General features: G+C 64.3%; 18 protein-coding genes. 9 read left to right on the forward strand and 9 right to left on the reverse strand.

The features are described from left to right. Positions 1-229: 229 nt before the first annotated feature. Both oadA and EGJ86_RS03620 read right to left on the reverse strand, forming a co-directional pair. Complete coding sequence (oadA, locus tag EGJ86_RS03615; RefSeq protein WP_125834092.1) at positions 230-2,041, reverse strand: sodium-extruding oxaloacetate decarboxylase subunit alpha; 1,812 nt, start codon at positions 2,039-2,041, stop codon at positions 230-232. Between the two features lie 8 nt (positions 2,042-2,049). Next, positions 2,050-3,465 carry an acetyl-CoA carboxylase biotin carboxylase subunit gene (locus EGJ86_RS03620; RefSeq protein WP_106734162.1) on the reverse strand — a complete coding sequence of 472 codons (1,416 nt, stop codon included), beginning with the start codon at positions 3,463-3,465 and terminating at the stop codon, positions 2,050-2,052. A 154-nt stretch (positions 3,466-3,619) separates the two neighbouring features. Between EGJ86_RS03620 and EGJ86_RS03625 the strand changes: the two genes are divergently transcribed. After that, a complete protein-coding gene (locus tag EGJ86_RS03625; protein WP_099526792.1) occupies positions 3,620-4,594 on the forward strand; it encodes a LysR family transcriptional regulator in 975 nt (324 codons plus the stop codon). Positions 4,595-4,665: 71 nt separating this feature from the next. After that, positions 4,666-5,853 (forward strand): XdhC family protein, encoded by a 1,188-nt coding sequence (locus tag EGJ86_RS03630; protein WP_125834093.1) that lies wholly within the window; start codon positions 4,666-4,668, stop codon positions 5,851-5,853. 129 nt (positions 5,854-5,982) lie between these two features. On the opposite strand, the gene EGJ86_RS03635 is transcribed toward EGJ86_RS03630, so the two are convergent. From EGJ86_RS03635 to hexR, 5 genes are all read right to left on the reverse strand, one after another. Next, positions 5,983-8,223 (reverse strand): xanthine dehydrogenase family protein molybdopterin-binding subunit, encoded by a 2,241-nt coding sequence (locus tag EGJ86_RS03635; RefSeq protein WP_125834094.1) that lies wholly within the window; start codon positions 8,221-8,223, stop codon positions 5,983-5,985. A gap of 14 nt (positions 8,224-8,237) precedes the next feature. Beyond that, positions 8,238-8,696, reverse strand: coding sequence for a (2Fe-2S)-binding protein (locus tag EGJ86_RS03640; protein ID WP_125834095.1), 459 nt, complete (start codon positions 8,694-8,696; stop codon positions 8,238-8,240). 212 nt (positions 8,697-8,908) lie between these two features. Continuing rightward, the gene (locus EGJ86_RS03645) at positions 8,909-9,121 is read right to left on the reverse strand and encodes a PA3496 family putative envelope integrity protein (RefSeq protein ID WP_106734157.1); all 213 of its coding nucleotides are present in this window, start codon (positions 9,119-9,121) and stop codon (positions 8,909-8,911) included. A 69-nt stretch (positions 9,122-9,190) separates the two neighbouring features. Continuing rightward, positions 9,191-9,496 (reverse strand): YceK/YidQ family lipoprotein, encoded by a 306-nt coding sequence (locus EGJ86_RS03650; RefSeq protein WP_099526797.1) that lies wholly within the window; start codon positions 9,494-9,496, stop codon positions 9,191-9,193. A 37-nt stretch (positions 9,497-9,533) separates the two neighbouring features. Continuing rightward, positions 9,534-10,400 carry a transcriptional regulator HexR gene (gene hexR, locus EGJ86_RS03655; protein ID WP_017363449.1) on the reverse strand — a complete coding sequence of 289 codons (867 nt, stop codon included), beginning with the start codon at positions 10,398-10,400 and terminating at the stop codon, positions 9,534-9,536. 288 nt (positions 10,401-10,688) lie between these two features. Between hexR and zwf the strand changes: the two genes are divergently transcribed. Beyond that, positions 10,689-12,113 (forward strand): glucose-6-phosphate dehydrogenase, encoded by a 1,425-nt coding sequence (gene zwf / locus EGJ86_RS03660; protein ID WP_218565870.1) that lies wholly within the window; start codon positions 10,689-10,691, stop codon positions 12,111-12,113. A gap of 14 nt (positions 12,114-12,127) precedes the next feature. Here zwf and EGJ86_RS03665 read toward each other — a convergent pair whose 3' ends face one another. Beyond that, positions 12,128-13,369: an MFS transporter gene (locus tag EGJ86_RS03665; RefSeq protein WP_125834097.1), complete on the reverse strand. Its 1,242-nt coding sequence runs from the start codon at positions 13,367-13,369 to the stop codon at positions 12,128-12,130. A gap of 213 nt (positions 13,370-13,582) precedes the next feature. Next, complete coding sequence (gene znuA / locus EGJ86_RS03670; RefSeq protein WP_125834098.1) at positions 13,583-14,521, reverse strand: zinc ABC transporter substrate-binding protein ZnuA; 939 nt, start codon at positions 14,519-14,521, stop codon at positions 13,583-13,585. Between the two features lie 66 nt (positions 14,522-14,587). On the opposite strand from znuA, the gene zur reads away from it, so the two are divergent. The 6 genes from zur to EGJ86_RS03700 all read left to right on the forward strand — a co-directional run bounded on the left by zur (position 14,588) and on the right by EGJ86_RS03700 (position 19,515). Beyond that, on the forward strand, positions 14,588-15,073 hold the full coding sequence (gene zur, locus EGJ86_RS03675; RefSeq protein WP_099525160.1) for a zinc uptake transcriptional repressor Zur: 486 nt from the start codon (positions 14,588-14,590) through the stop codon (positions 15,071-15,073). Then, entirely contained in the window at positions 15,070-15,858 is a 789-nt protein-coding gene (gene znuC / locus EGJ86_RS03680) for a zinc ABC transporter ATP-binding protein ZnuC (RefSeq protein ID WP_125834099.1), read from the forward strand. The genes zur and znuC overlap by 4 nt, the downstream gene beginning before the upstream one ends. Further along, entirely contained in the window at positions 15,858-16,646 is a 789-nt protein-coding gene (znuB, locus tag EGJ86_RS03685; protein WP_021487357.1) for a zinc ABC transporter permease subunit ZnuB, read from the forward strand. The genes znuC and znuB overlap by 1 nt, the downstream gene beginning before the upstream one ends. A 162-nt stretch (positions 16,647-16,808) precedes the next feature. Then, the gene (locus EGJ86_RS03690) at positions 16,809-17,654 is read left to right on the forward strand and encodes a PA5502 family lipoprotein (RefSeq protein ID WP_125834100.1); all 846 of its coding nucleotides are present in this window, start codon (positions 16,809-16,811) and stop codon (positions 17,652-17,654) included. Between the two features lie 185 nt (positions 17,655-17,839). Then, the gene (locus tag EGJ86_RS03695) at positions 17,840-18,847 is read left to right on the forward strand and encodes a methionine ABC transporter ATP-binding protein (protein ID WP_125834101.1); all 1,008 of its coding nucleotides are present in this window, start codon (positions 17,840-17,842) and stop codon (positions 18,845-18,847) included. Continuing rightward, positions 18,847-19,515, forward strand: a complete 669-nt coding sequence (locus tag EGJ86_RS03700) for a methionine ABC transporter permease (RefSeq protein WP_012020239.1) — start codon at positions 18,847-18,849, stop codon at positions 19,513-19,515. The genes EGJ86_RS03695 and EGJ86_RS03700 overlap by 1 nt, the downstream gene beginning before the upstream one ends. The last annotated feature ends 21 nt before the right edge of the window (positions 19,516-19,536 follow it).

Genomic DNA, 19,536 nt, shown 5'->3' on the forward strand with positions numbered 1-19,536 from the left:
CTCCGGCCGGCTGAAGGGAAAAGGCCATGCCCCGCGCAAGCGGTGCTGATCGCCTGCGCTGTGCTTGCGCACCTGGGGCATGACCAGAGAACTGCAGTAAAAAAAGGAGCCTTGCGGCTCCCGGGTCTCAAACCCTGTGGCGCCTCATGCGAAGCGCCTGCGAATAAAAAAGGAGCCCGGGTTACGCCCCGTCAAACTTGCCCATCCAACAGGCCGGGCTCCATAGAGGTTAACCTTCGATTTCCACCAGTACTTCGCCCGGATTGACGCGGTCGCCCTTGGCCACGTGAACGGCCTTGACGGTGCCGGCAATCGGCGCCTGTACTTCGGTTTCCATCTTCATTGCTTCGGTGATCAGCACCGCCTGACCCGCCTTGACCGTGTCACCTTCCTTGACCAGTACATCGACGATGTTGCCTGGCATGGTGGTGGAGACATCGCCCGGTGCAGCGGCCTGCTTACGCTTGCCAGCGGCGCCTGCGACGTACTCATTAAGTGCCTCGAACACCACTTCTTCCGGCATGCCGTCGATGGACAGGTAGAAGTGGCGCTTGCCGTCGCCCTTGACGCCGACACCGGTGATGTCCACGCGGTAGCTTTCGCCGTGCACGTCGACCACAAATTCGGTCGGCACACCTTCACCGCCCACCGGCGCCGCCTTGCCCTGGCCGTTCGGCATGGGCAGCAGCTCTTCCGGCTTGAGGGTGCCGGCAGCACGCTCTTCGAGGAACTTGCGCCCGATATCGGGGAACATGGCGAAGGTCAGCACGTCTTCCTCGGACTTGGCCAGGCTGCCGATCTCTTCACGCAGGCGCGACAGTTCGGGTTTGAGCAGGTCGGCCGGGCGCACGTCGATCACTTCTTCGCTGCCGATGGCCTGCTTGCGCAGTTGCTCATCGACCTTGCCCGGCGCCTTGCCGTAGCGGCCCTGCAGGTAAAGCTTCACTTCGTTGGTGATGGTCTTGTAGCGCTCGCCGGCCAGCACGTTGAAGAACGCCTGGGTGCCGACGATCTGCGAAGTCGGCGTCACCAGCGGCGGGAAGCCGAGGTCGGCGCGCACGCGCGGAATCTCTTCCAGCACTTCGTTCATGCGGTTCAGCGCACCCTGCTCCTTGAGCTGGTTGGCCAGGTTGGAAATCATCCCGCCCGGCACCTGGTTGACCTGCACGCGGGTATCCACGCCGGTGAACTCGCTCTCGAACTGGTGGTATTTCTTGCGCACGGCATGGAAGTACATGCCGATTTCCTGGATCAGCTCCAGATCCAGGCCGGTGTCGAACTCGCTGCCCTTGAGCGCGGCGACCATCGACTCGGTGCCCGGATGGCTGGTGCCCCAGGCCAGACTGGAAATGGCGGTGTCGATGTGGTCGGCACCGGCTTCGATGGCCTTGAGCTGGCACATCGAACCGAGACCGGCGGTGTCGTGACTGTGGATGAACACCGGCAGGTCGACTTCGCTCTTCAGCGCCTTGACCAGTTCGAAGGTGGCATACGGCGTGAGCAGGCCGGCCATGTCCTTGATGGCGATGGAGTCGATGCCCATCGCCTGCATGGCCTTGGCCTGGGCGACGAAGGCCTCGTTGGTGTGCACCGGGCTGGTGGTGTAGGCGATGGTGCCCTGGGCATGCTTGCCGGCAGCCTTGACCGCCTCGATGGCCACGCGCAGGTTACGCACGTCGTTCATCGCATCGAAGATGCGGAACACGTCGATGCCGTTGACCGCGGCCTTGGCCACGAACGCCTTGACCACGTCATCGCTGTAGTGGCGGTAGCCAAGCAGGTTCTGCCCGCGCAGGAGCATCTGCAGGCGGGTATTGGGCAGCGCCGCCTTGAGCTGACGCAGGCGCTCCCACGGGTCTTCCTTGAGAAAGCGCACGCACGAGTCGAAGGTGGCGCCACCCCAGACTTCCAGCGACCAGTAGCCGACGCGGTCGAGCTTGTCGCAGATCGGCAGCATGTCTTCAGTGCGCATGCGCGTGGCCAGCAGCGACTGGTGGGCATCGCGCAGGACGGTATCGGTAACGGTGATCTTCTTGCTCATGATGTCCCCTACAGGCCCGCGTGGGCAGCGATGGCGGTGGCGATGGCGATGGCCAGGTGCGACGGGTTGCGCTTGATCGAGTACTGGGTCAGTTCCGGGTGGCTTTCGACGAAGCTGGTATTGAACTGGCCGCTACGGAATTCCGGGTTACGCAGGATTTCCTGGTAATAAGGCGCGGTGGTGCGCACGCCCTGCACGCGCATGTCGTCCAGTGCGCGCAGGCCACGATCCATGGCCTCTTCCCAGGTCAGCGCCCAGACGATCAGCTTCAGGCACATCGAGTCGTAATAGGGCGGAATGGTGTAACCGGTGTAGATCGCCGTGTCGGTGCGCACGCCGGGGCCGCCGGGCGCGTAGTAACGGGTGATCTTGCCGAACGAAGGCAGGAAGTTGTTCTTCGGGTCCTCGGCGTTGATCCGGAACTGCAGGGCATAACCACGGTGGATGATGTCTTCCTGCTTGACCGACAGCGGCAGGCCGCTGGCGATGCGAATCTGCTCGCGAACGATGTCGATGCCGGTGATTTCCTCGGTGATGGTGTGTTCCACCTGCACCCGGGTGTTCATCTCCATGAAGTACACCTCGCCTTCGGCGAGCAGGAACTCCACGGTGCCGGCGTTCTCGTAGCCCACGGCCTGCGCGGCGCGCACGGCCAGGTCGCCGATATAGGCGCGCTGCTCGGGAGTGAGCTGCGGGCTGGGGGCGATTTCGATCAGTTTCTGGTTACGGCGCTGGATCGAGCAATCGCGCTCGTATAGGTGCACGGTGTTGCCAAAGCTGTCGGCGAGGATCTGCGCCTCGATGTGCTTCGGATTGACGATGCATTTTTCCAGGAAGACTTCGGCGCTGCCAAAGGCCTTGGTCGCCTCGGAAATCACCCGCGGGTAGGCCTGTTCCAGCTCCTCACGGCTGTTGCAGCGGCGGATACCACGGCCGCCGCCACCAGAGGTGGCCTTGAGCATCACCGGGTAGCCAATGCGCTCGGCTTCACGCAGGGCTTCGGCCAGGTCGGCGACGTTGCCTTCAGTGCCGGGGGTGCAGGGCACACCGGCGGCCATCATGCTGCGGCGGGCTTCGGTCTTGTCGCCCATGCGGCGAATGACTTCCGCGCTCGGGCCTATGAATTTGATCCCACGTTCGGCACAGATCTCTGCAAGTTCGGCGTTTTCAGAAAGAAAACCGTAACCAGGGTGCAGCGCATCGCAGCCGGTTTCCACGGCCAGATTGACCAGCTTGCGCGGGTTCAGATAGCCGGCCAGCGGATCTTCGCCAATGCTATGCGCTTCGTCGGCACGCTTGACGTGCAACGCATGACGGTCCGCATCGGAGTAGATCGCCACCGAGCGGATACCCATCTCGGCGCAAGCTCGCACGATGCGGACGGCAATCTCACCACGGTTGGCGATCAGTATTTTTCTTATCACGATCCAATCCTCAGCGCAGAGCTGCAAGGGCCGCTGCAACAGTTGGTTGCAAACGTGGTGAAACCCTATCCGGCTGTACGAATTAACAAAAATGAATAATTATTTGATCGTGCATAAGTAATTACTTATGAATTGATCGAACGAGGGCGAAAACGTGCGTAAAACCCTGCTGCGCATGACGCTGCGCCAGCTTCAGGTGTTCCGAGCGGTGTGCGAACACGGCTCCTACAGCCGCGCAGCCGAGGACATGTCACTGACCCAACCGGCCGTGAGCCTGCAGATTCGTCAACTGGAGGAGCTGGTCGGCCAGCCCTTGTTCGATTATGTCGGCAAGAAGCTTTACCTGACCGAGGCAGCCGAGGCACTCAAACGGGCCAGCAGCGATATCTTCGGCCGCCTGGAGAGCCTGGATATGCAGCTGTCAGACCTGCAGGGCTCACTGCAGGGGCAGCTCAATTTGTGCATCGAATCCAGCGCCAAGTACTTCATTCCCCACCTGTTCGCCGAATTTCGCCGCCAATACCCGGATGTCATTCTTAACCTGACAGTGGTCAACCACGCCCTGGTGGTGCGCCGCCTGACCCAGAGCCGCGACGACCTGATGATCATGAGCCAGGTGCCGCAGGACATGGCGCTGGACTTCATGCCCTTCCTCAACAACCCGATCATCGCCGTGGCGCCGCCCGATCACCCGCTGTGCGAGGCGGACAGCCTGCAGTTGCAGGACCTCACCATCTACCCACTGCTGATCCGCGAAAGCGGCTCGGGCACTCGCCGCGCCTGCGAGGAGTACTGTCACCAGAAACGCGCGCACTTCCCGCTTACACTGGAAATCGGCTCGCTGGAGTCACAGCGCGAAGCAGTGCTGGCCGGCCTTGGCATCGCCCTGCTACCGCGTGATGCCGTACGCCTGGAGTTGCAGCATGGCCTGCTGCGCGAGCTGCCGGTGGCCGAGTTGCCCTTACAGCGCAGCTGGTGCGTGGTGAATATCCGCGGTCGCCGTCTGTCCCCGGTGGCGCAGGCCTTCGTCGACTTCATCCGCACCGAGCGCGCGCGCATCGTCAAACTGGCCGAACGCTTTCAGGCCAGCAGCGCAGGATCGGGCAAGAATCTCGCAGGATCGGCCTAACCCTTCTTAACTGGCATACGGGACATTGGCAGCCTGGGATCGCTCCACCACAACCTGCCTGGGAGAAACCAATGCTGTCGGGAATCAGCGCCCTGCTCGGCGCCATCCACGCGCTCGAACGCGATAACGGCCAGGCCGTGCTCGCCACCGTGGTCAAGGTCGAAGGCTCGGCCTACCGCCGCCCCGGCGCGCGCATGCTGATCCCGCTCTACGGCGGCACCGTGGGCACCATCAGCGGCGGCTGCCTGGAGTCCGAGGTAGCGAAGAAGGCCTGGTGGCTGACCGATAGTGGCGACGCCGTGATCCGCCGCTACAGCACGGCCACCCAGGACGACGATGATGATCAGGACGCCGCACTGACCTTCGGCCTCGGCTGCAACGGCACCGTGCACGTATTGCTCGAACGCCACAGCGCGGAAAAGCCGCTGGTGGTTCTCGAGTTGCTGCGCCAGGTGCGCGAAAGCGGCCAGGCCGGGACGGTCGCCACGGTGATCGGCAGCTATCGCAACGCCCGTGTACGTGTGGGCGAGCGTCTGTATCTGCATCCATCACTGGGCGACGGCAGCCGCCTGCTCGACCCCGCACTCGACGCCGAGGTTCGCGCCGATCTGCAACGAACCCTGACCGATGGCCGCTCCTCGCTGCGCAGCTACCGCGACGAGCGTGGCGAGATCGAGGTGTTCTGCGAATACCTGGCACCGCAGCGACGCTTGGTGATCTTCGGTGCAGGGCATGATGCGCAGCCGCTGACGCACATGGCCAAACTGCTGGACTGGCACGTCACCGTGGTCGATGGCCGCGCCCATTTCGCCCGCGCCGAACGCTTCCCCGACGCCGACACCGTGCTGCAGGTCGATGCCCGGCCACCTTACGAGCTGCACAGGCTCACCGACGGCGCAATGGTGGCGATCATGAGCCACAGTTACAGCCAGGATCGCCATTGGCTGGGCAGCGTGCTGCAGGGCGCGCCTGCCTATATCGGCCAACTGGGGCCACGTGACCGCACCGAGCGCCTGCTGGACGAGATTCGCCAACACAGCGCGCAGTTACCAGCCCTGGATCGCCTGCACTACCCCATCGGCCTGGATATCGGCGGCGATACGCCGGAGAGCGTCGCCACGGCGATCCTGGCCGAGATGACAGCCGCCATTAACCAGCGCGCAGGGGGCATGCTCAAGCATCGCCAGGCAGCGATCCATACGCCAACGCCGCAGGGCGCAAGCGAGCTGGAAGCGACATTCCGCCTGACCGCACTCTGAGCACACCCGACACGATTCCGTAGGAGCGGCTTCAGCCGCGATCCATCGCAAAGCTCGCCGCTGAAGCGCGCCTTCACAAACCAAAACGCCCGGGCAACTGCCCGGGCGTCGTGTCTACCGCACCTGAACTCAGGCCTTGATCTGCGCCGGGAATGGCAGCTTGCGCAGACGCACGCCAGTGGCTGCGAACAGCGCGTTGGCCAGCGCCGGTGCTAGCGGCGGCACACCGGGCTCACCGACACCGGTCGGGTTCTCCGCGGACGGCACGATATGCACCTCGACCTTGGGCATCTCGTTCATGCGCAACACCTGGAAGTCGTGGAAGTTCGATTGCTCGACCCGTCCCTCCTTCAAGGTGATCGCGCTGTGCCGGGCAGCCGCCAGGGCGAAGCCGATGCCGCCTTCCATCTGCGCCTTGATCACATCCGGGTTGATCGCGATACCGCAGTCCACCGCACACACCACGCGATCCAGACGGTAGCTGCCATCGGCCTTCACCGTGACCTCGGCGACCTGCGCCACGAACGAGCCGAACGATTCATGCACGGCAATGCCACGCCCGCGCTTCTCGCCCTCGGCGCCCGCCGCCAGCGGTTTGTCCCAGCCGGCCTGCTTGGCGGCCAGCTCCAGCGCACCGCGATGACGCGGATGGCTGTCCAGCAACGCATGGCGGAAGCTGTAAGGGTCCTGCCCAGCCGCGACAGCGGCCTCATCGATCATGGTTTCGGCGACGTAACCGGTGTGGGTATGCCCCACCGAGCGCCACCACAGCACCGGCACCTTGATATTGGTCGGCGTGCTCAGCTCCACCTGCAGGTTGGGCACGGCGTAGGAGAGATTGGAGAGGCCCTCGACCGAGGTATGGTCGATGCCTTCCTTGATCATGAAGGACTCCATCGAGGTACCGGTCATGATCGACTGCCCAACGATACGGTTGTGCCAGGCCTGCAGCTTGCCGGCCTGGTCCAGGCCGATGCGCACGCGGTGCAGGTACAGCGGCCGGAAATAACCGCCACGGGTATCGTCCTCACGCGTCCAGACCATTTTCACCGGCGCATCCACGCCCTTGTCACGCGCGGCCTTGGTAATCGCCACCGCCTCCAGCAGGTAGTCCGACACCGAACCGGCGCGACGACCGAAACTGCCGCCGGCATACAGCTGGGTCAGCGAAACCTGCTCGGGCGTGAGGCCCAGGTAGCTACTGATGATGGCCTGGTCGACGGTCTGGAACTGCTCGCCGTTCCAGATTTCGCAGCGGTCGCTGGACAGCTTCACCAGGCAGTTCATCGGTTCCATCGCCGCATGCGCCAGATAAGGAAACTCGTAGTCGGCCTCGACGGTTTTCGCCGCTTGGGCCAGCGCCGCATCGGTATCGCCCTTGCTCGTGGCCGGCCGCCCTGGCTTGCCCGCATCGTCGCGGTATTGCGCGAGAATTTCCTCGCTGCCCAGAGTGAAGGCCTGGCTCTCATCCCAGTCGATTACCAACGCATCGCGCCCCTGGCGCGCCGCCCAGGTGTTCTTCGCCAACACGGCGCCGCCCGAACGACCATGGGGCAGATCGCGAAACTCCACCACTTCGACCACATCACGCACGGCCTTGGCCTTGCTGCTGTCGCCCGAGCGCGGCACGCCGCCGAAACGCGGCGGATAGGCGACCATGGCCACCAGCATGCCGGGCAGCTTAAAGTCCTGAGTGAAGATGGCGCTGCCATCGGTCTTGCCCGGGCTGTCCTTGCGGCGCAGCTCGCGTTTGCCGATCAACTTGAAGTCCTTCGGGTCCTTGAGCTGCACCTGCTCCGGCACCGGTAGCGAGGCTGCCGCCTCGACCAGCTCACCGAAGCCGGCACTGCGACCTGAACCGGCGTGATTGACCACGCCCTTGTCGACGCTGATTTCACTCACCGGCACGCTCCAACGCTGCGCGGCCGCAGCCACCAGCATGGCCTTGGCGGTCGCACCGGCGTTGCGCATCTGCTCCCAGGAATTGGCCATGGCGGTGCTGCCGCCGGTGCCCTGCATCGGGCCGAAGGCGAGGTTGTTGTAACGCTTCACATCGGCCGGCGCGCCTTCGACGCGCACCTTGTCCCAGTCGGCATCCAGTTCTTCGGCCAATAAGGTGGCCAGACCCGTGTAGCTGCCCTGGCCCATTTCCAGGTGTTTGGCCAGGACGGTCACCGTGCCATCGAGGTCGATGCGCACGAAGGCGTTCGGCTCCAGCGGGCCTCCTGCTGCGGCCAGCGCATCCATGCCGCGCAGCAGCGGCGCGAAGAAGATGCCCAGCGCCAGACCACCGCCACCCTTGAGCAGGGTGCGACGGCTGACATTGAGGATGCCGCGAGTGGCGCTATCGGGAGTTTCGATCTTGCCCATGTCTATGCGCCTCCTCAGGCCAGTTTGTCGGCAGCTTCGTGAATCGCGGCGCGAATCCGCACGTAGGTCGCGCAGCGGCAGATATTGCCGCTCATGGCCGCATCGATATCGGCATCGCTCGGCGCCTTGTTGCTACTCAGCAAGGCCGTCGCCGCCATGATCTGCCCGGACTGGCAGTAACCGCACTGCACCACGTCGAGTTGCCGCCAAGCCTGCTGGACCACCTTGCCCACGGCATCTTCGCTGACTGCTTCGATGGTGTTGATGTGCTTGCCGACCACTGCCGATACCGGGGTAACGCAGGAGCGGGTCGGCTGACCTTCGACGTTCACCGTGCAGGCGCCGCACAGCGCCATGCCACAGCCGTACTTGGTGCCGGTGAGATTGGCGACGTCGCGCAATGCCCAGAGCAGCGGCATATCGTCGGCCACGTCCAGCTCGTGGTCCTGGCCATTGAGATTCAGGGTAATCATGGTCTGCCCACCTTGTTCTGATGGTGTCTGATGGTTCCGGCTGGCTTGCCGGTGGTCACGATCAACCCCGCACACAGGGGGCCAGACCATCACTGTAGTGGGCACAAAAGCGCCTGTCGCCGCCGACCACAGAGATCGGCAGAACCGGGCAATAAGTTCGTAGAATCGGGCAAGCTCGCTGCCCTGCTCGCAGGCAGGACAGCGAGAGAGGATCAGGCCGCGCGGCGCGAGGTGCGCTCAGCCTGCTGCGAGTAGCCGGCGGACACCAGCTCGGGGAAGTCGGCAAGTTCGCGTTGCAGCTGACACTGCTCGGCATAGTGCTCGATGGCCCGGCGATAGGCCATGCGGCGCTGGTCTTGCAGTTTGCGCCGGGTCTTGGCGTCGGGTTGGTCGTGCAGGTGCGCGTCATCGAAGATACGAGGCATCTCGGTTCTCCCGGAACGAGGACTGGAGCACCCAGCTTCGCTTGGGGAGATGACGCTTTGACGGCAGCGCTATGAAGCCTCGGTGACGGCGGATATCGCAATGGTTTCAGACTTTGCCTCCGACTCATCGCGATTGAGCAGGCGCACCATGTCGACCGGTAGCAGCAGCGTATCGAGTGCAACATCCACAGGTAGAGAAACCAGAACAATCGGACAAGCCAGAAAATACCAGCACCACAGATCGCCTGTCAGCTCTAGTGCGGTGTTGGTCGCTGGATACAGATCAGAAGGCCTATCCGGCCCCAGCCTGGAAACCACGGTACTGCATCCCATAACGAGCGCGATGAGCGCAATCAGCACTCCTTGTCTCACCATGTCTTTCATCCTTGAAAGCATTCGCTAATCGCTCTATTCAGTCCTCGCTGTTACGCAGCGACTTCGGTGACAGCCGCAAGCTGCGCAGGCTGCGCTTGACGCTCTTGAGGTGGTTGACCAGGCTCGGCCCGCGCGCCATGGCCACGCCCATGGCCAGCACGTCGATCACCACCAGGTGGGCGATGCGCGAGGTCAACGGGGTGTAGATCTCGGTGTCTTCCTGCACATCGATGGCCAGGTTGACGGTCGACAGCTCCGCCAGCGGCGTCTGGCTAGGGCACAGGGTGATCAGGCTGGCACCGGATTCACGTACTAGGTTGGCACTGATCAACAAGTCCTTGGAACGACCGGACTGGGAGATGCACACCGCCACGTCGCCCGGCTGCAGGGTCACTGCGCTCATCGCCTGCATGTGCGGGTCAGAATAGGCCGCGGCATTGAGCAGTAGGCGGAAGAACTTGTGCTGGGCATCGGCGGCCACCGCGCCGGATGCACCGAAGCCGTAGAACTCCACGCGCTGCGCGTTGGAGCAGGCGGCGATGGCGCGCTGCAGTGCCTCGGGGTCGAGCTTTTCGCGCACTTCCATCAGCGTATGCAGGGTAGTGTCGAAGATCTTCAGGCTGAAGTCGGCGACCGAGTCATCCTCGTGAATCGCGAACTGACCGAAGCTGGCCCCGGCAGCCAGACTCTGCGCCAGCTTCAGCTTGAGGTCTTGGAAGCCACTGCAACCGATGGCGCGGCAGAAGCGCACGATGGTCGGCTCGCTGATGCCGACGCTGTGCGCCAGTTCGGCCATGGAGCTGTGCATCACCGATGCAGGATCGAGCAAGACGTGATCGGCCACCTTGAGCTCGGACTTGCGCAGCAGGTGGCGCGACTGGGCGATGTGTTGCAACAGATTCACTGAGATAGGCTCTATGCAGAAAAGGGTCTACCGCGGCACTCGCTGGGTCATAGCTCGGTTATGATCGGCTGGCGGCGGTTGTAGTGACCTTGTAGTTATACTACATAGCTCGCGCTCGCGCACAGCCAAGCCACTGCCAATTCGCTGAACGAACTCTCCGGCATGCCCGCATGCCGAAGAACACAGGCATACCTGAGGACGTTTTCGCGCCCCTCTCATGCGAACGCAGGCCGCGTGCAACGGCCTGCCACAACGAGTCGGAGTCTTCCCTTGAGCATCCCCTGCGACATGCTGGTCTTCGGTGGTACGGGCGACCTGGCCCTGCACAAATTGCTGCCGGCGCTCTATCACTTGCACCGCGAAGGACGTCTGCACGCCGATGTGCGCATCCTCGCCCTGGCCCGCAGCAATCATAGCCGCGAGGCCTACCAAGCTCTGGCCGAGCGTCACTGCCGCGCCCAGGTGGCGCGCGCCGATTTCGCCAACGAAACCTGGGCCAGCTTCGCCGCGCGCCTCGACTACTTCGCCATGGATGCGGCGCAAAGCGCCGATTTCGGCCGCCTGGCCAAACGCCTGGGGCGTGATGACGAGCGTGTACGGGTCTATTACCTGGCTACCGCCCCGAGCCTGTTCGAAGCCATCGCCGCGCACCTGGCCAACGCCGGTCTGGCCGGCCCCGCAGCGCGCATCGTGCTGGAAAAGCCCATCGGCCACTCGCTGGAGTCAGCCCGTGCGATCAACGCCGCCATCGGCGCCGTATTTGACGAAGCGCGGGTGTTTCGCATCGATCACTACCTAGGCAAGGAAACCGTGCAGAACCTGATGGCGCTGCGCTTCGCCAACGCCCTGTTCGAGCCGGTGTGGCGCGCTGGGCACATTGATCACGTACAGATCAGCGTGTGCGAAACCCTCGGTGTGGAGAACCGCGGCGGCTACTACGACAAAGCCGGCGCCATGCGCGACATGATCCAGAATCACCTGCTGCAACTGCTCTGCCTGGTGGCCATGGACGCGCCGGTGCGCTTCGACGCCGACGCGGTGCGCAACGAAAAGGTGAAGATCCTCGAGGCGCTGAAACCCATCTCCGGGCTCGACGTGCAGGATAAGACCGTGCGCGGCCAGTACACCGCCGGCAAAATCGGCGGCCACGACGTCCCCGCCTATTACTTCGAGAAGAACGTCGACAACGACAGCGATACCGAGACCTTCGCCGCCGTGCAGGTGGAGATCGACAACTGGCGCTGGGCCGGCGTGCCGTTCTACCTGCGCACCGGCAAACGCCTGGCAAAGAAGGCCTCGGAGATTCTGATTCAGTTCAAGCCGGTGCCGCACCGCCTGTTCAACGATGGCGAAGCCAACCAGTTGCTGATCCGTCTGCAGCCGGAAGAGCGCATCAGCCTGCAACTGATGGCCAAGAACCCCGGCAAGGGCATGCACCTGAAACCGGTGGAGCTGGACCTCAATCTGGCCAATGCCTTCAACCAGCAACGTCGTTGGGATGCTTACGAGCGCCTACTGCTCGACGTGATCGAAGGCGACTCGACGCTGTTCATGCGCCGCGACGAGGTGGAGGCGGCCTGGCAATGGGTCGACCCGATCCTGCAGGGCTGGCACCAGCACTACCAGAGCCCGCGCCCCTATCCGGCCGGCAGCGATGGACCAGAGCAACTGCAACACCTGCTGGAGCGTCACGGGCGGCACTGGGCGGAGTGATCCGCCCCGGTTACTCAGGCTAGCCTGCGGCGCCCATGCATGAGCACGACCACCAGTACCAGCATCCCCAACACCCCCGCTCCAACGAACAACCCCTCATACCCCAACGCCTTGGCCAGCACCCCGCTGCTGGCACCGACGAAGCCGGACAACAGCAACTGCGCCGAGGCCTGCAGGGTGAAGTCGGCGCCTTCGTGTTCGGGGCGGCACATGCGCATCATGGCGGCGAACAAGGCGACGGTAGACATGCCGTCGGCCACCTGTTCGAACAGGGTCACGGCATAGACCGACCCGGTATTGGCGCCCTGCCCCACCAGCAAGGCCAGGGCGGCGATGCCGATGGCTTGCAGGGCGCCGAACAGGACCAGCGCACGCAGCACGCCGATGCGCGCGTAGAGCAGGCCGCCGAGCAAGGCGCCGCCGATGCCGGCCAGGCTGCTGATCAGGGTCAGTTGGCCCAGCGCTGCAGTGCTCCAGCCTTGATCCACCAGCATCGGTTTGATCATCGGTGAGCCGAGCGAGTCGCCCAATTTGAAGGTCAGTACCACCGCCAGCCACAGCAGCATGCTGGGTTGCGCCAGCAGGCCACGGTAGTGGTCGAACAGCAGACGTGGGCCGAGGGCGTTTTCAGCCAGAGCAGGCTGGAACGGCAACACGCGGCGCTCGGGAAACAGCCAGATCGGCACAGTCATCAGCAGGATCAGGCCGGCCACCAGCCCCACAGCCAGGTTCCAGCCCAACGGGTCGATCACCAGCAACAGGCCGCTGCCGCTGGCGATCATGCCAACCTTGTAGCCACCCACTTGCAGGCTGTTGCCCAGGCCGCGCCAACGTTCGGGCAGCAGGCGTACGGTGAGGCCATCAGTGGCGATGTCCTGGGTCGAGGCCAGCAAGTTGATCAGCAGCAGCAAACCAAGCAACAACCACAGGCCGGAGCCGAACAGCGTCTGCGGTGCCAGCAGCGCCAGTGCCGCGACACAGACGATGACGCCGCTCTGCAGCGGCAGAATCCAGCCACGGTGATGGCCCAGGCGGGGCGAGGCCAGACGGTCGATCCAGGGTGCCCACAACACCTTTAGCAGCCAGGGCAGCGCCAATAGTTTGAGCAAGCCAATCAGAGCCAGGTCGACGCCATGCTGGCGCAGCAGCACCGGTAGCGAGTGGGCGATCAGCCCGGATGGCAAACCCTGAGCACAGTAGAGCGAGGCCAGCAGCACCAGCGTGGCGTTGGACGGGCGAAGTGCAGTGGGCGACATGACGGGCGCTCGCGGCAAAAGCGCAAGCCTAGTGGTTTGCGCATGCGGGCGGCAACGAGGCGGTGGTTACAGTTCGTAGCTCGACGGGGCGCGGCTGGAGCCCCTGCCACAAAAGCCTGGCCGGCCCGTGGTCTGGATGCAATCCGGGGCGCTTCAATCGCGAATGAATTCGCTCCTACACAGGGCCTGCCGCTGGACTCTCCAATGCGTGTCCTACAGGCTATTCAGGCACTCGGTCAGGCCGCCAGCCAGATTCTCCAGCAACTGCTCGTAACCGCTGGCGTTGACCGGCAAAGTGCCGCCCAAAGCATCCAGTTCCGCCAGTTTCACCGGCAAGCCTGCGGTCAGGGTTTCGGCAAGCCGCGGGCGCAGCGGCGGTTCGCTGAATACGCAGCTTGGGCCAGCCTGTTGCAGCGTCTTGCGCATGGCAGCGACATGCCGCGCACCGGGCTGTACTTCGGTCAGCACGCTGAATACACCGGCGTGCTTGAGGCCGTAGGCAGCCTCGAAATAGTCGAAGGCCTCGTGGAAAACGAAATACGGCTTGCCTTGCAAGGCGGCCAGTTGCGGGCGAATACGGCCATCGAGCGCGTCCAGGCGCGCTTTGAAGGCTTTCAGGTTGGCGGCGTAACGCGCTGCGTTGGCCGCGTCGAGCTTGGCCAGGTCTGCCGCCATGCGGGCGGCGATGACCTTGGCGTTGTCCGCAGCCAGCCATAAATGAGCATCCAGGCTGCCCGGGCGGTGGTCGTGATCGTGGCCCAGGTCGTCGCCACCATGTGCGTGCTCGTGATCATGATCGTCGTGATCGTGTTCCTCATGACTCTCGCCGAAATGGCGCAGGGTCATACCGGGCAGGTCCTGCACGGCCACCTGGGGCTTGTCACGGCTACCCAGCACGCGCGGCAGGAAGGCCTCCATGTCCGGTCCGATCCAGTACAGCAGGTCAGCATCACGCACTCGCCGTACGTCGGACGGGCGCAACGCATAGTGGTGCGGCGAAGCACCGGGCGGCAGCAACACCTCGGGTTCGCCAACGCCGTCCTGCACCGCTGCGGCGATCAGTTGCAGCGGTTTGATACTGGTCAGCACTCGCACTTCGGCTTCGGCGCTGGCGACGAAAAACAGGGTAAAGAGACAGAAAAGGCGCAACACGGGGCATACTCGAATGGAATTGAACAGGTAATATAATAACGTCTCTCACTAGCGCCGTCCTTGCCCATGACCGATACGCCCCTGGCTTCACGCCCTCATGACCATTCTCGCTGCGTCAGCCATGCCCTGGCCGAGGCCGAAACCATCTGCGCGCGCCAGGGCCTGCGCCTGACTGCCCTGCGCAAGCGCGTGCTGGAACTGGTGTGGGCCAGCCACAAGCCGCTCGGCGCCTATGACATCCTCGGCGTATTGAGCGATGAAGACGGTCGCCGCGCGGCGCCGCCCACGGTGTACCGCGCACTGGATTTCCTGTTGGAAAACGGCCTAGTGCACCGCATCGCATCACTTAACGCCTTCGTCGGTTGCAGCCACCCTGAGCACGCGCATCAGGGCCAGTTCCTGATCTGCCGTAGCTGCCACGCGGCTACCGAGCTGGAGCAACCGGCCATCAGCCAGGCCATCGTCGACGGGGCGGCCGGCGTTGGCTTCGTCGTCGAAAGCCAGACCGTGGAAGTGGTCGGCCTCTGCGCAGGCTGCAAGGGCGCGGCATGAGCGATGCGCTGATCCGCCTCGACGGCGTCGCTGTCAGCTTCAACGGCCAGCCGGTTCTGGACGATGTGCAGCTCAGCGTACAGCCCGGCGAGATCGTCACCCTGATCGGCCCCAACGGCGCCGGCAAGACCACCCTGGTACGCGTGGTGCTCGGCCTGCTCCAACCCGACAGCGGCAACGTGCGCCGAGCGCCGCGCCTGCGCATCGGCTACATGCCGCAAAAACTCCACGTCGACGCGACCCTGCCGCTCTCGGTGCTGCGTTTCCTGCGCCTGGTGCCTGGGGTGGATCGCAAGCGCGCCCTGGCAGCACTGGCCGAGGTCGGTGCCGATCAGGTGATCGACAGCCCGCTGCAGAGCATTTCCGGTGGCGAGATGCAGCGCGTACTGCTGGCCCGCGCCCTGCTGCGCGAGCCGCAACTGCTGGTGCTCGACGAGCCGGTACAAGGCGTCGACGTCGCCGGCCAGGCCGAGTTGTATCGGCTGATCTCGCGGCTGCGCGAACGCCATGGCTGCGGCGTACTGATGGTCTCGCACGACCTGCACCTGGTGATGAGCGCCACCGATCAGGTGGTCTGCCTCAACCGCCATGTGTGCTGTTCCGGTCACCCTGAGCAGGTCAGCGGTGACCCAGCCTTCATCGAACTGTTCGGCCAGGACGCCAAGAGCTTGGCCGTCTACCACCACCATCATGACCACGCTCACGACCTGCATGGCGGCGTGGTTCAGCCCGGCCTGACCATCCACGGCCCGGCTCACGTTCACGGCCCTGGTTGCAAACACTGATGCCCGATTTCCTTCTCAACGCCCTGCTCGCCGGCCTTACCCTGGCCCTGGTGGCCGGACCGCTCGGCTCCTTCGTGGTGTGGCGGCGCATGGCCTACTTCGGCGACACCCTGTCCCATGCGGCCCTGCTCGGCGTGGCGCTGGGCCTGATGCTTGACGTCAGCCCAACCCTGACCGTGACCGTCGGCTGCGTGCTGCTCGCCGTGCTGCTGGTGACCCTGCAGCAACGCCAGCCGCTGGCCTCCGACACCCTGCTGGGTATCCTCGCCCACAGCACCCTGTCGCTGGGCCTGGTGGCGCTGAGTTTCATGCATGACGTGCGCATCGACCTGATGAGCTACCTGTTCGGCGACCTGCTCGCCGTCAGCCCCACCGATCTGGCCTGGATCATCGGCGGCAGCGCACTGGTGCTGGCGCTACTGGCCTGGTTGTGGCGACCGCTGCTGGCGATCACCGTGCACGAAGAACTGGCACGGGTCGAAGGCCTGCCGGTAGCAGCGATTCGCCTGGCGCTGATGCTGCTGATCGCTGTGGTGATCGCCGTGGCGATGAAGATCGTCGGCGTGCTGCTGATCACTTCCCTGCTAATCATCCCCGCCGCCGCCGCCCAGCGCCACGCACGCACGCCGGAACAGATGGCCGTGGGCGCCAGCCTGCTCGGCCTGCTGGCGGTGTGCTGCGGTCTGGCGCTGTCCTGGTATCAGGACACACCGGCCGGACCGTCCATCGTGGTCAGCGCTGCTGCGTTGTTCCTGGCCAGTTTCGCCCTGCCCAAGCGCAGCGGTTGACGGTGGATCGCACGTAGCCCGGATGCAATCCGGGCTACAGCTCATCTTTCCAACCTCTCCCAGCCCTTTTCCATGCATGGGCAAGGGACCCCGAACAGCGTGAAATCGAGGCCGTAAAGCTGTATGATTGCGCGTTTTTTGCACAATTCGAGACGCGTAGTTATGAAGTCGTTCGCTTTTCGTGGTCTTCCGCTTTTTCTGGTTCTACTTCTGGCCGGTTGCCAGAACACCCAGCAGCACAGCGTGCCGCCGGTCGATGATCTGGTCATCGCCTTCCGCCAGCTCGACCTGAGCCTGGCCGAAGAGCGTCTCGATGATGCGCGCCGCCAACTCAACACCCTGCAGCAGCGCGCCAGCCGCGACACGCGCCTGGAGCAGTACCAGCGCCAGCTGGCCGAGGCCTATATGGAACAGGGCCGCGAAGCACTGCAGCAGGGCGATCTGGATCGCGCCGCGCAGTCCTTGGGCCAGGCCCGCAGCCTGATGCCACAGGCGCCGGCCCTGAGTCACGACCTCAACCAGGCCATCGACAGCGCACGCACGGCACGCCAGACGGCCGCCGAACAACAGGCGCGCGATGCCGCCGCCAAGCTCGATGCTGAACGTCAGGAACAACTGCGTCAGCAGCGCCAGGCCAGTGAGCGCCAGGCTGCCACCAAGGTAGCAACGCCTGCGGTGGCGGCGAGCCAGCCGGCACCCGTGGCCGAGCGCACACCCAAAGCACGCCTGATCGACCCAAGCGCCGCCACCAGCGTCGTGGCGTTGCCTATGCTGGACAGCCAGGACAACGAAAACCTGCGCCGACTGCTCGACGGCGTAGCCGCCGATGTCGTGACCTTTCGCTGTGCGGTGCGCATCGAAGTGCGCGAGGCCAAGGATTACCCCTGGGTCGCGGCGCTGCTCTCGGCGCGGATCAAGAAGCTTGACCCGAGCTTCCGTCCGCAGTTGAGCCAGAAGATCGCGCCACAACAGGTACCGCGCCTGCTGTTGAGCCCACAACGCAACTGAGGAAGGGCGCTCGCACTACCGCTGATCGGTAATTCCATTTTGTAATAAACATAGGCCTACAAAGATTTTCTCGGCCTAAACACTGCCGGGTAAACTAGCGCCCTTTTGCGCCCTACCCGGCGCCCGATGGCCGGCTCGACAACCCCCTGGAGCCAGCCACTGAACACACCCAAAAGGTCGTTCGCGTGATCCAGTTTCAATCCGTCCACAAGGCCTACCGCGTCGCAGGCCGTGAGATTCCGGCACTGCAGCCCACCACGCTGCAGGTCGGCAGCGGCCAGGTGTTCGGTATCATCGGCCATTCCGGCGCCGGCAAGAGCACCCTGCTGCGCCTGATCAACCGCCTGGAAGAACCCTCCGGCGGGCGCATTGAGATCGACGGCGTCGACGTCACCGCCCTCGATGCCAATGGCCTGCGCCGCTTCCGCCAGCAGGTCGGGATGATCTTCCAACACTTCAACCTGCTGTCGTCGAAGACCGTCGCCGACAACATCGCCATGCCGCTGCGTCTGGCCGGCGAGCTGAGCCGTGCCGAAATCGACGCCCGCGTCGCCGAGTTGCTGGCGCGCGTCGGCCTGCAGGATCACGCCAACAAATACCCCGCGCAGCTGTCCGGTGGGCAGAAACAGCGTGTCGGCATCGCCCGTGCGCTGAGCACGCGACCGAAGATCCTGCTGTGCGATGAGGCCACCAGCGCCCTCGACCCGCAGACCACCACCGCCGTGCTGCACCTGCTGGCCGAGATCAACCGCGAACTGGGCCTGACCATCGTGCTGATCACCCACGAGATGGACGTGATCCGCCGCGTCTGCGACCGCGTGGCGGTGATGGACGCCGGCGTCATCGTCGAGGAAGGCCCGGTGGCCGAGGTGTTCCTGCACCCGCAACACCCGACCACACGACGTTTCGTGCAGGAGTCCGAGCACGTCGACGAAGCCGAACAGCGCGACGACTTCGCCCATGTCGAAGGCCGCATCCTGCGCCTGACCTTCCAGGGCGACGCCACCTATGCGCCGCTGCTGGGCACCGTGGCCCGTGAAACCGGAGTGGACTACAGCATCCTCGCCGGGCGCATCGACCGCATCAAGGACACGCCCTACGGCCAACTCACCCTGGCCCTGACCGGTGGCGACATCGACGCTGCGCTGGCGCGCTTCGGCGCCGCCGACGTGCACCTGGAGGTACTGCGCTGATGCTCGAACAACTGCTGCCCAACGTGTTCTGGCCGGAAATCTGGCAGGCCAGCCTCGACACCCTGAACATGCTGCTCGGCTCGATGCTGTTCACCGTGCTGCTCGGCCTGCCGCTAGGCGTGCTGCTGTTCCTCACCGGCCCGCGCCAGCTGTTCGAGCAGAAGGCCCTGTATGGCGCGCTGTCGCTGGTGGTGAACATCCTGCGCTCGGTGCCTTTCGTCATCCTGCTCATCCTGATGATTCCCTTCACCGAGCTGCTGGTCGGCACCTCGCTGGGCGTCGCCGGCGCCATCCCGCCACTGGTGGTCGGTGCTACGCCGTTCTTCGCGCGCCTGGTGGAAACCGCCCTGCGTGAAGTCGAACGCGGCATCATCGAGGCGACCCAGGCGATGGGCGCCACTACCTGGCAGATCATCACCCGCGCGCTGCTGCCCGAGGCGTTGCCCGGCCTGCTCGCGGCCACCACCGTCACCGCGATTACCCTGGTGTCGTACACCGCCATGAGCGGCCTGATCGGCGGCGGCGGCCTCGGCGACCTGGCCGTGCGCTACGGCTACCAGCGCTACCAGCCGGACGTGATGGCCGTGACCGTGATCCTGCTGCTGATCCTGGTGCAGGTGCTGCAGATGGTCGGGGATCGCCTGGTGGTGCATTTTTCCCGTAAATGATGAAAAGCGGCGACTCGCTAA

It is taken from the genome of Pseudomonas sp. o96-267, from assembly GCF_003935465.1.
Classification (GTDB): domain Bacteria; phylum Pseudomonadota; class Gammaproteobacteria; order Pseudomonadales; family Pseudomonadaceae; genus Aquipseudomonas; species Aquipseudomonas sediminis.

What these genes read in the sequence shown, in the direction of transcription:
- EGJ86_RS03665 (WP_125834097.1), bottom strand. Translation starts at nt 13,369, where the DNA reads ATGTCGCCCACTGCACTTCGCCCGTCCAACGCCACGCTGGTGCTGCTG.
- EGJ86_RS03640 (WP_125834095.1), bottom strand. Translation starts at nt 8,696, where the DNA reads ATGATTACCCTGAATCTCAATGGCCAGGACCACGAGCTGGACGTGGCC.
- znuC (WP_125834099.1), top strand. Translation starts at nt 15,070, where the DNA reads ATGAGCGATGCGCTGATCCGCCTCGACGGCGTCGCTGTCAGCTTCAAC.
- EGJ86_RS03645 (WP_106734157.1), bottom strand. Translation starts at nt 9,121, where the DNA reads ATGCCTCGTATCTTCGATGACGCGCACCTGCACGACCAACCCGACGCC.
- znuB (WP_021487357.1), top strand. Translation starts at nt 15,858, where the DNA reads ATGCCCGATTTCCTTCTCAACGCCCTGCTCGCCGGCCTTACCCTGGCC.
- zwf (WP_218565870.1), top strand. Translation starts at nt 10,689, where the DNA reads ATGCTGGTCTTCGGTGGTACGGGCGACCTGGCCCTGCACAAATTGCTG.
- zur (WP_099525160.1), top strand. Translation starts at nt 14,588, where the DNA reads ATGACCGATACGCCCCTGGCTTCACGCCCTCATGACCATTCTCGCTGC.
- EGJ86_RS03690 (WP_125834100.1), top strand. Translation starts at nt 16,809, where the DNA reads ATGAAGTCGTTCGCTTTTCGTGGTCTTCCGCTTTTTCTGGTTCTACTT.
- EGJ86_RS03635 (WP_125834094.1), bottom strand. Translation starts at nt 8,223, where the DNA reads ATGGGCAAGATCGAAACTCCCGATAGCGCCACTCGCGGCATCCTCAAT.
- EGJ86_RS03700 (WP_012020239.1), top strand. Translation starts at nt 18,847, where the DNA reads ATGCTCGAACAACTGCTGCCCAACGTGTTCTGGCCGGAAATCTGGCAG.
- EGJ86_RS03650 (WP_099526797.1), bottom strand. Translation starts at nt 9,496, where the DNA reads ATGGTGAGACAAGGAGTGCTGATTGCGCTCATCGCGCTCGTTATGGGA.
- EGJ86_RS03630 (WP_125834093.1), top strand. Translation starts at nt 4,666, where the DNA reads ATGCTGTCGGGAATCAGCGCCCTGCTCGGCGCCATCCACGCGCTCGAA.
- oadA (WP_125834092.1), bottom strand. Translation starts at nt 2,041, where the DNA reads ATGAGCAAGAAGATCACCGTTACCGATACCGTCCTGCGCGATGCCCAC.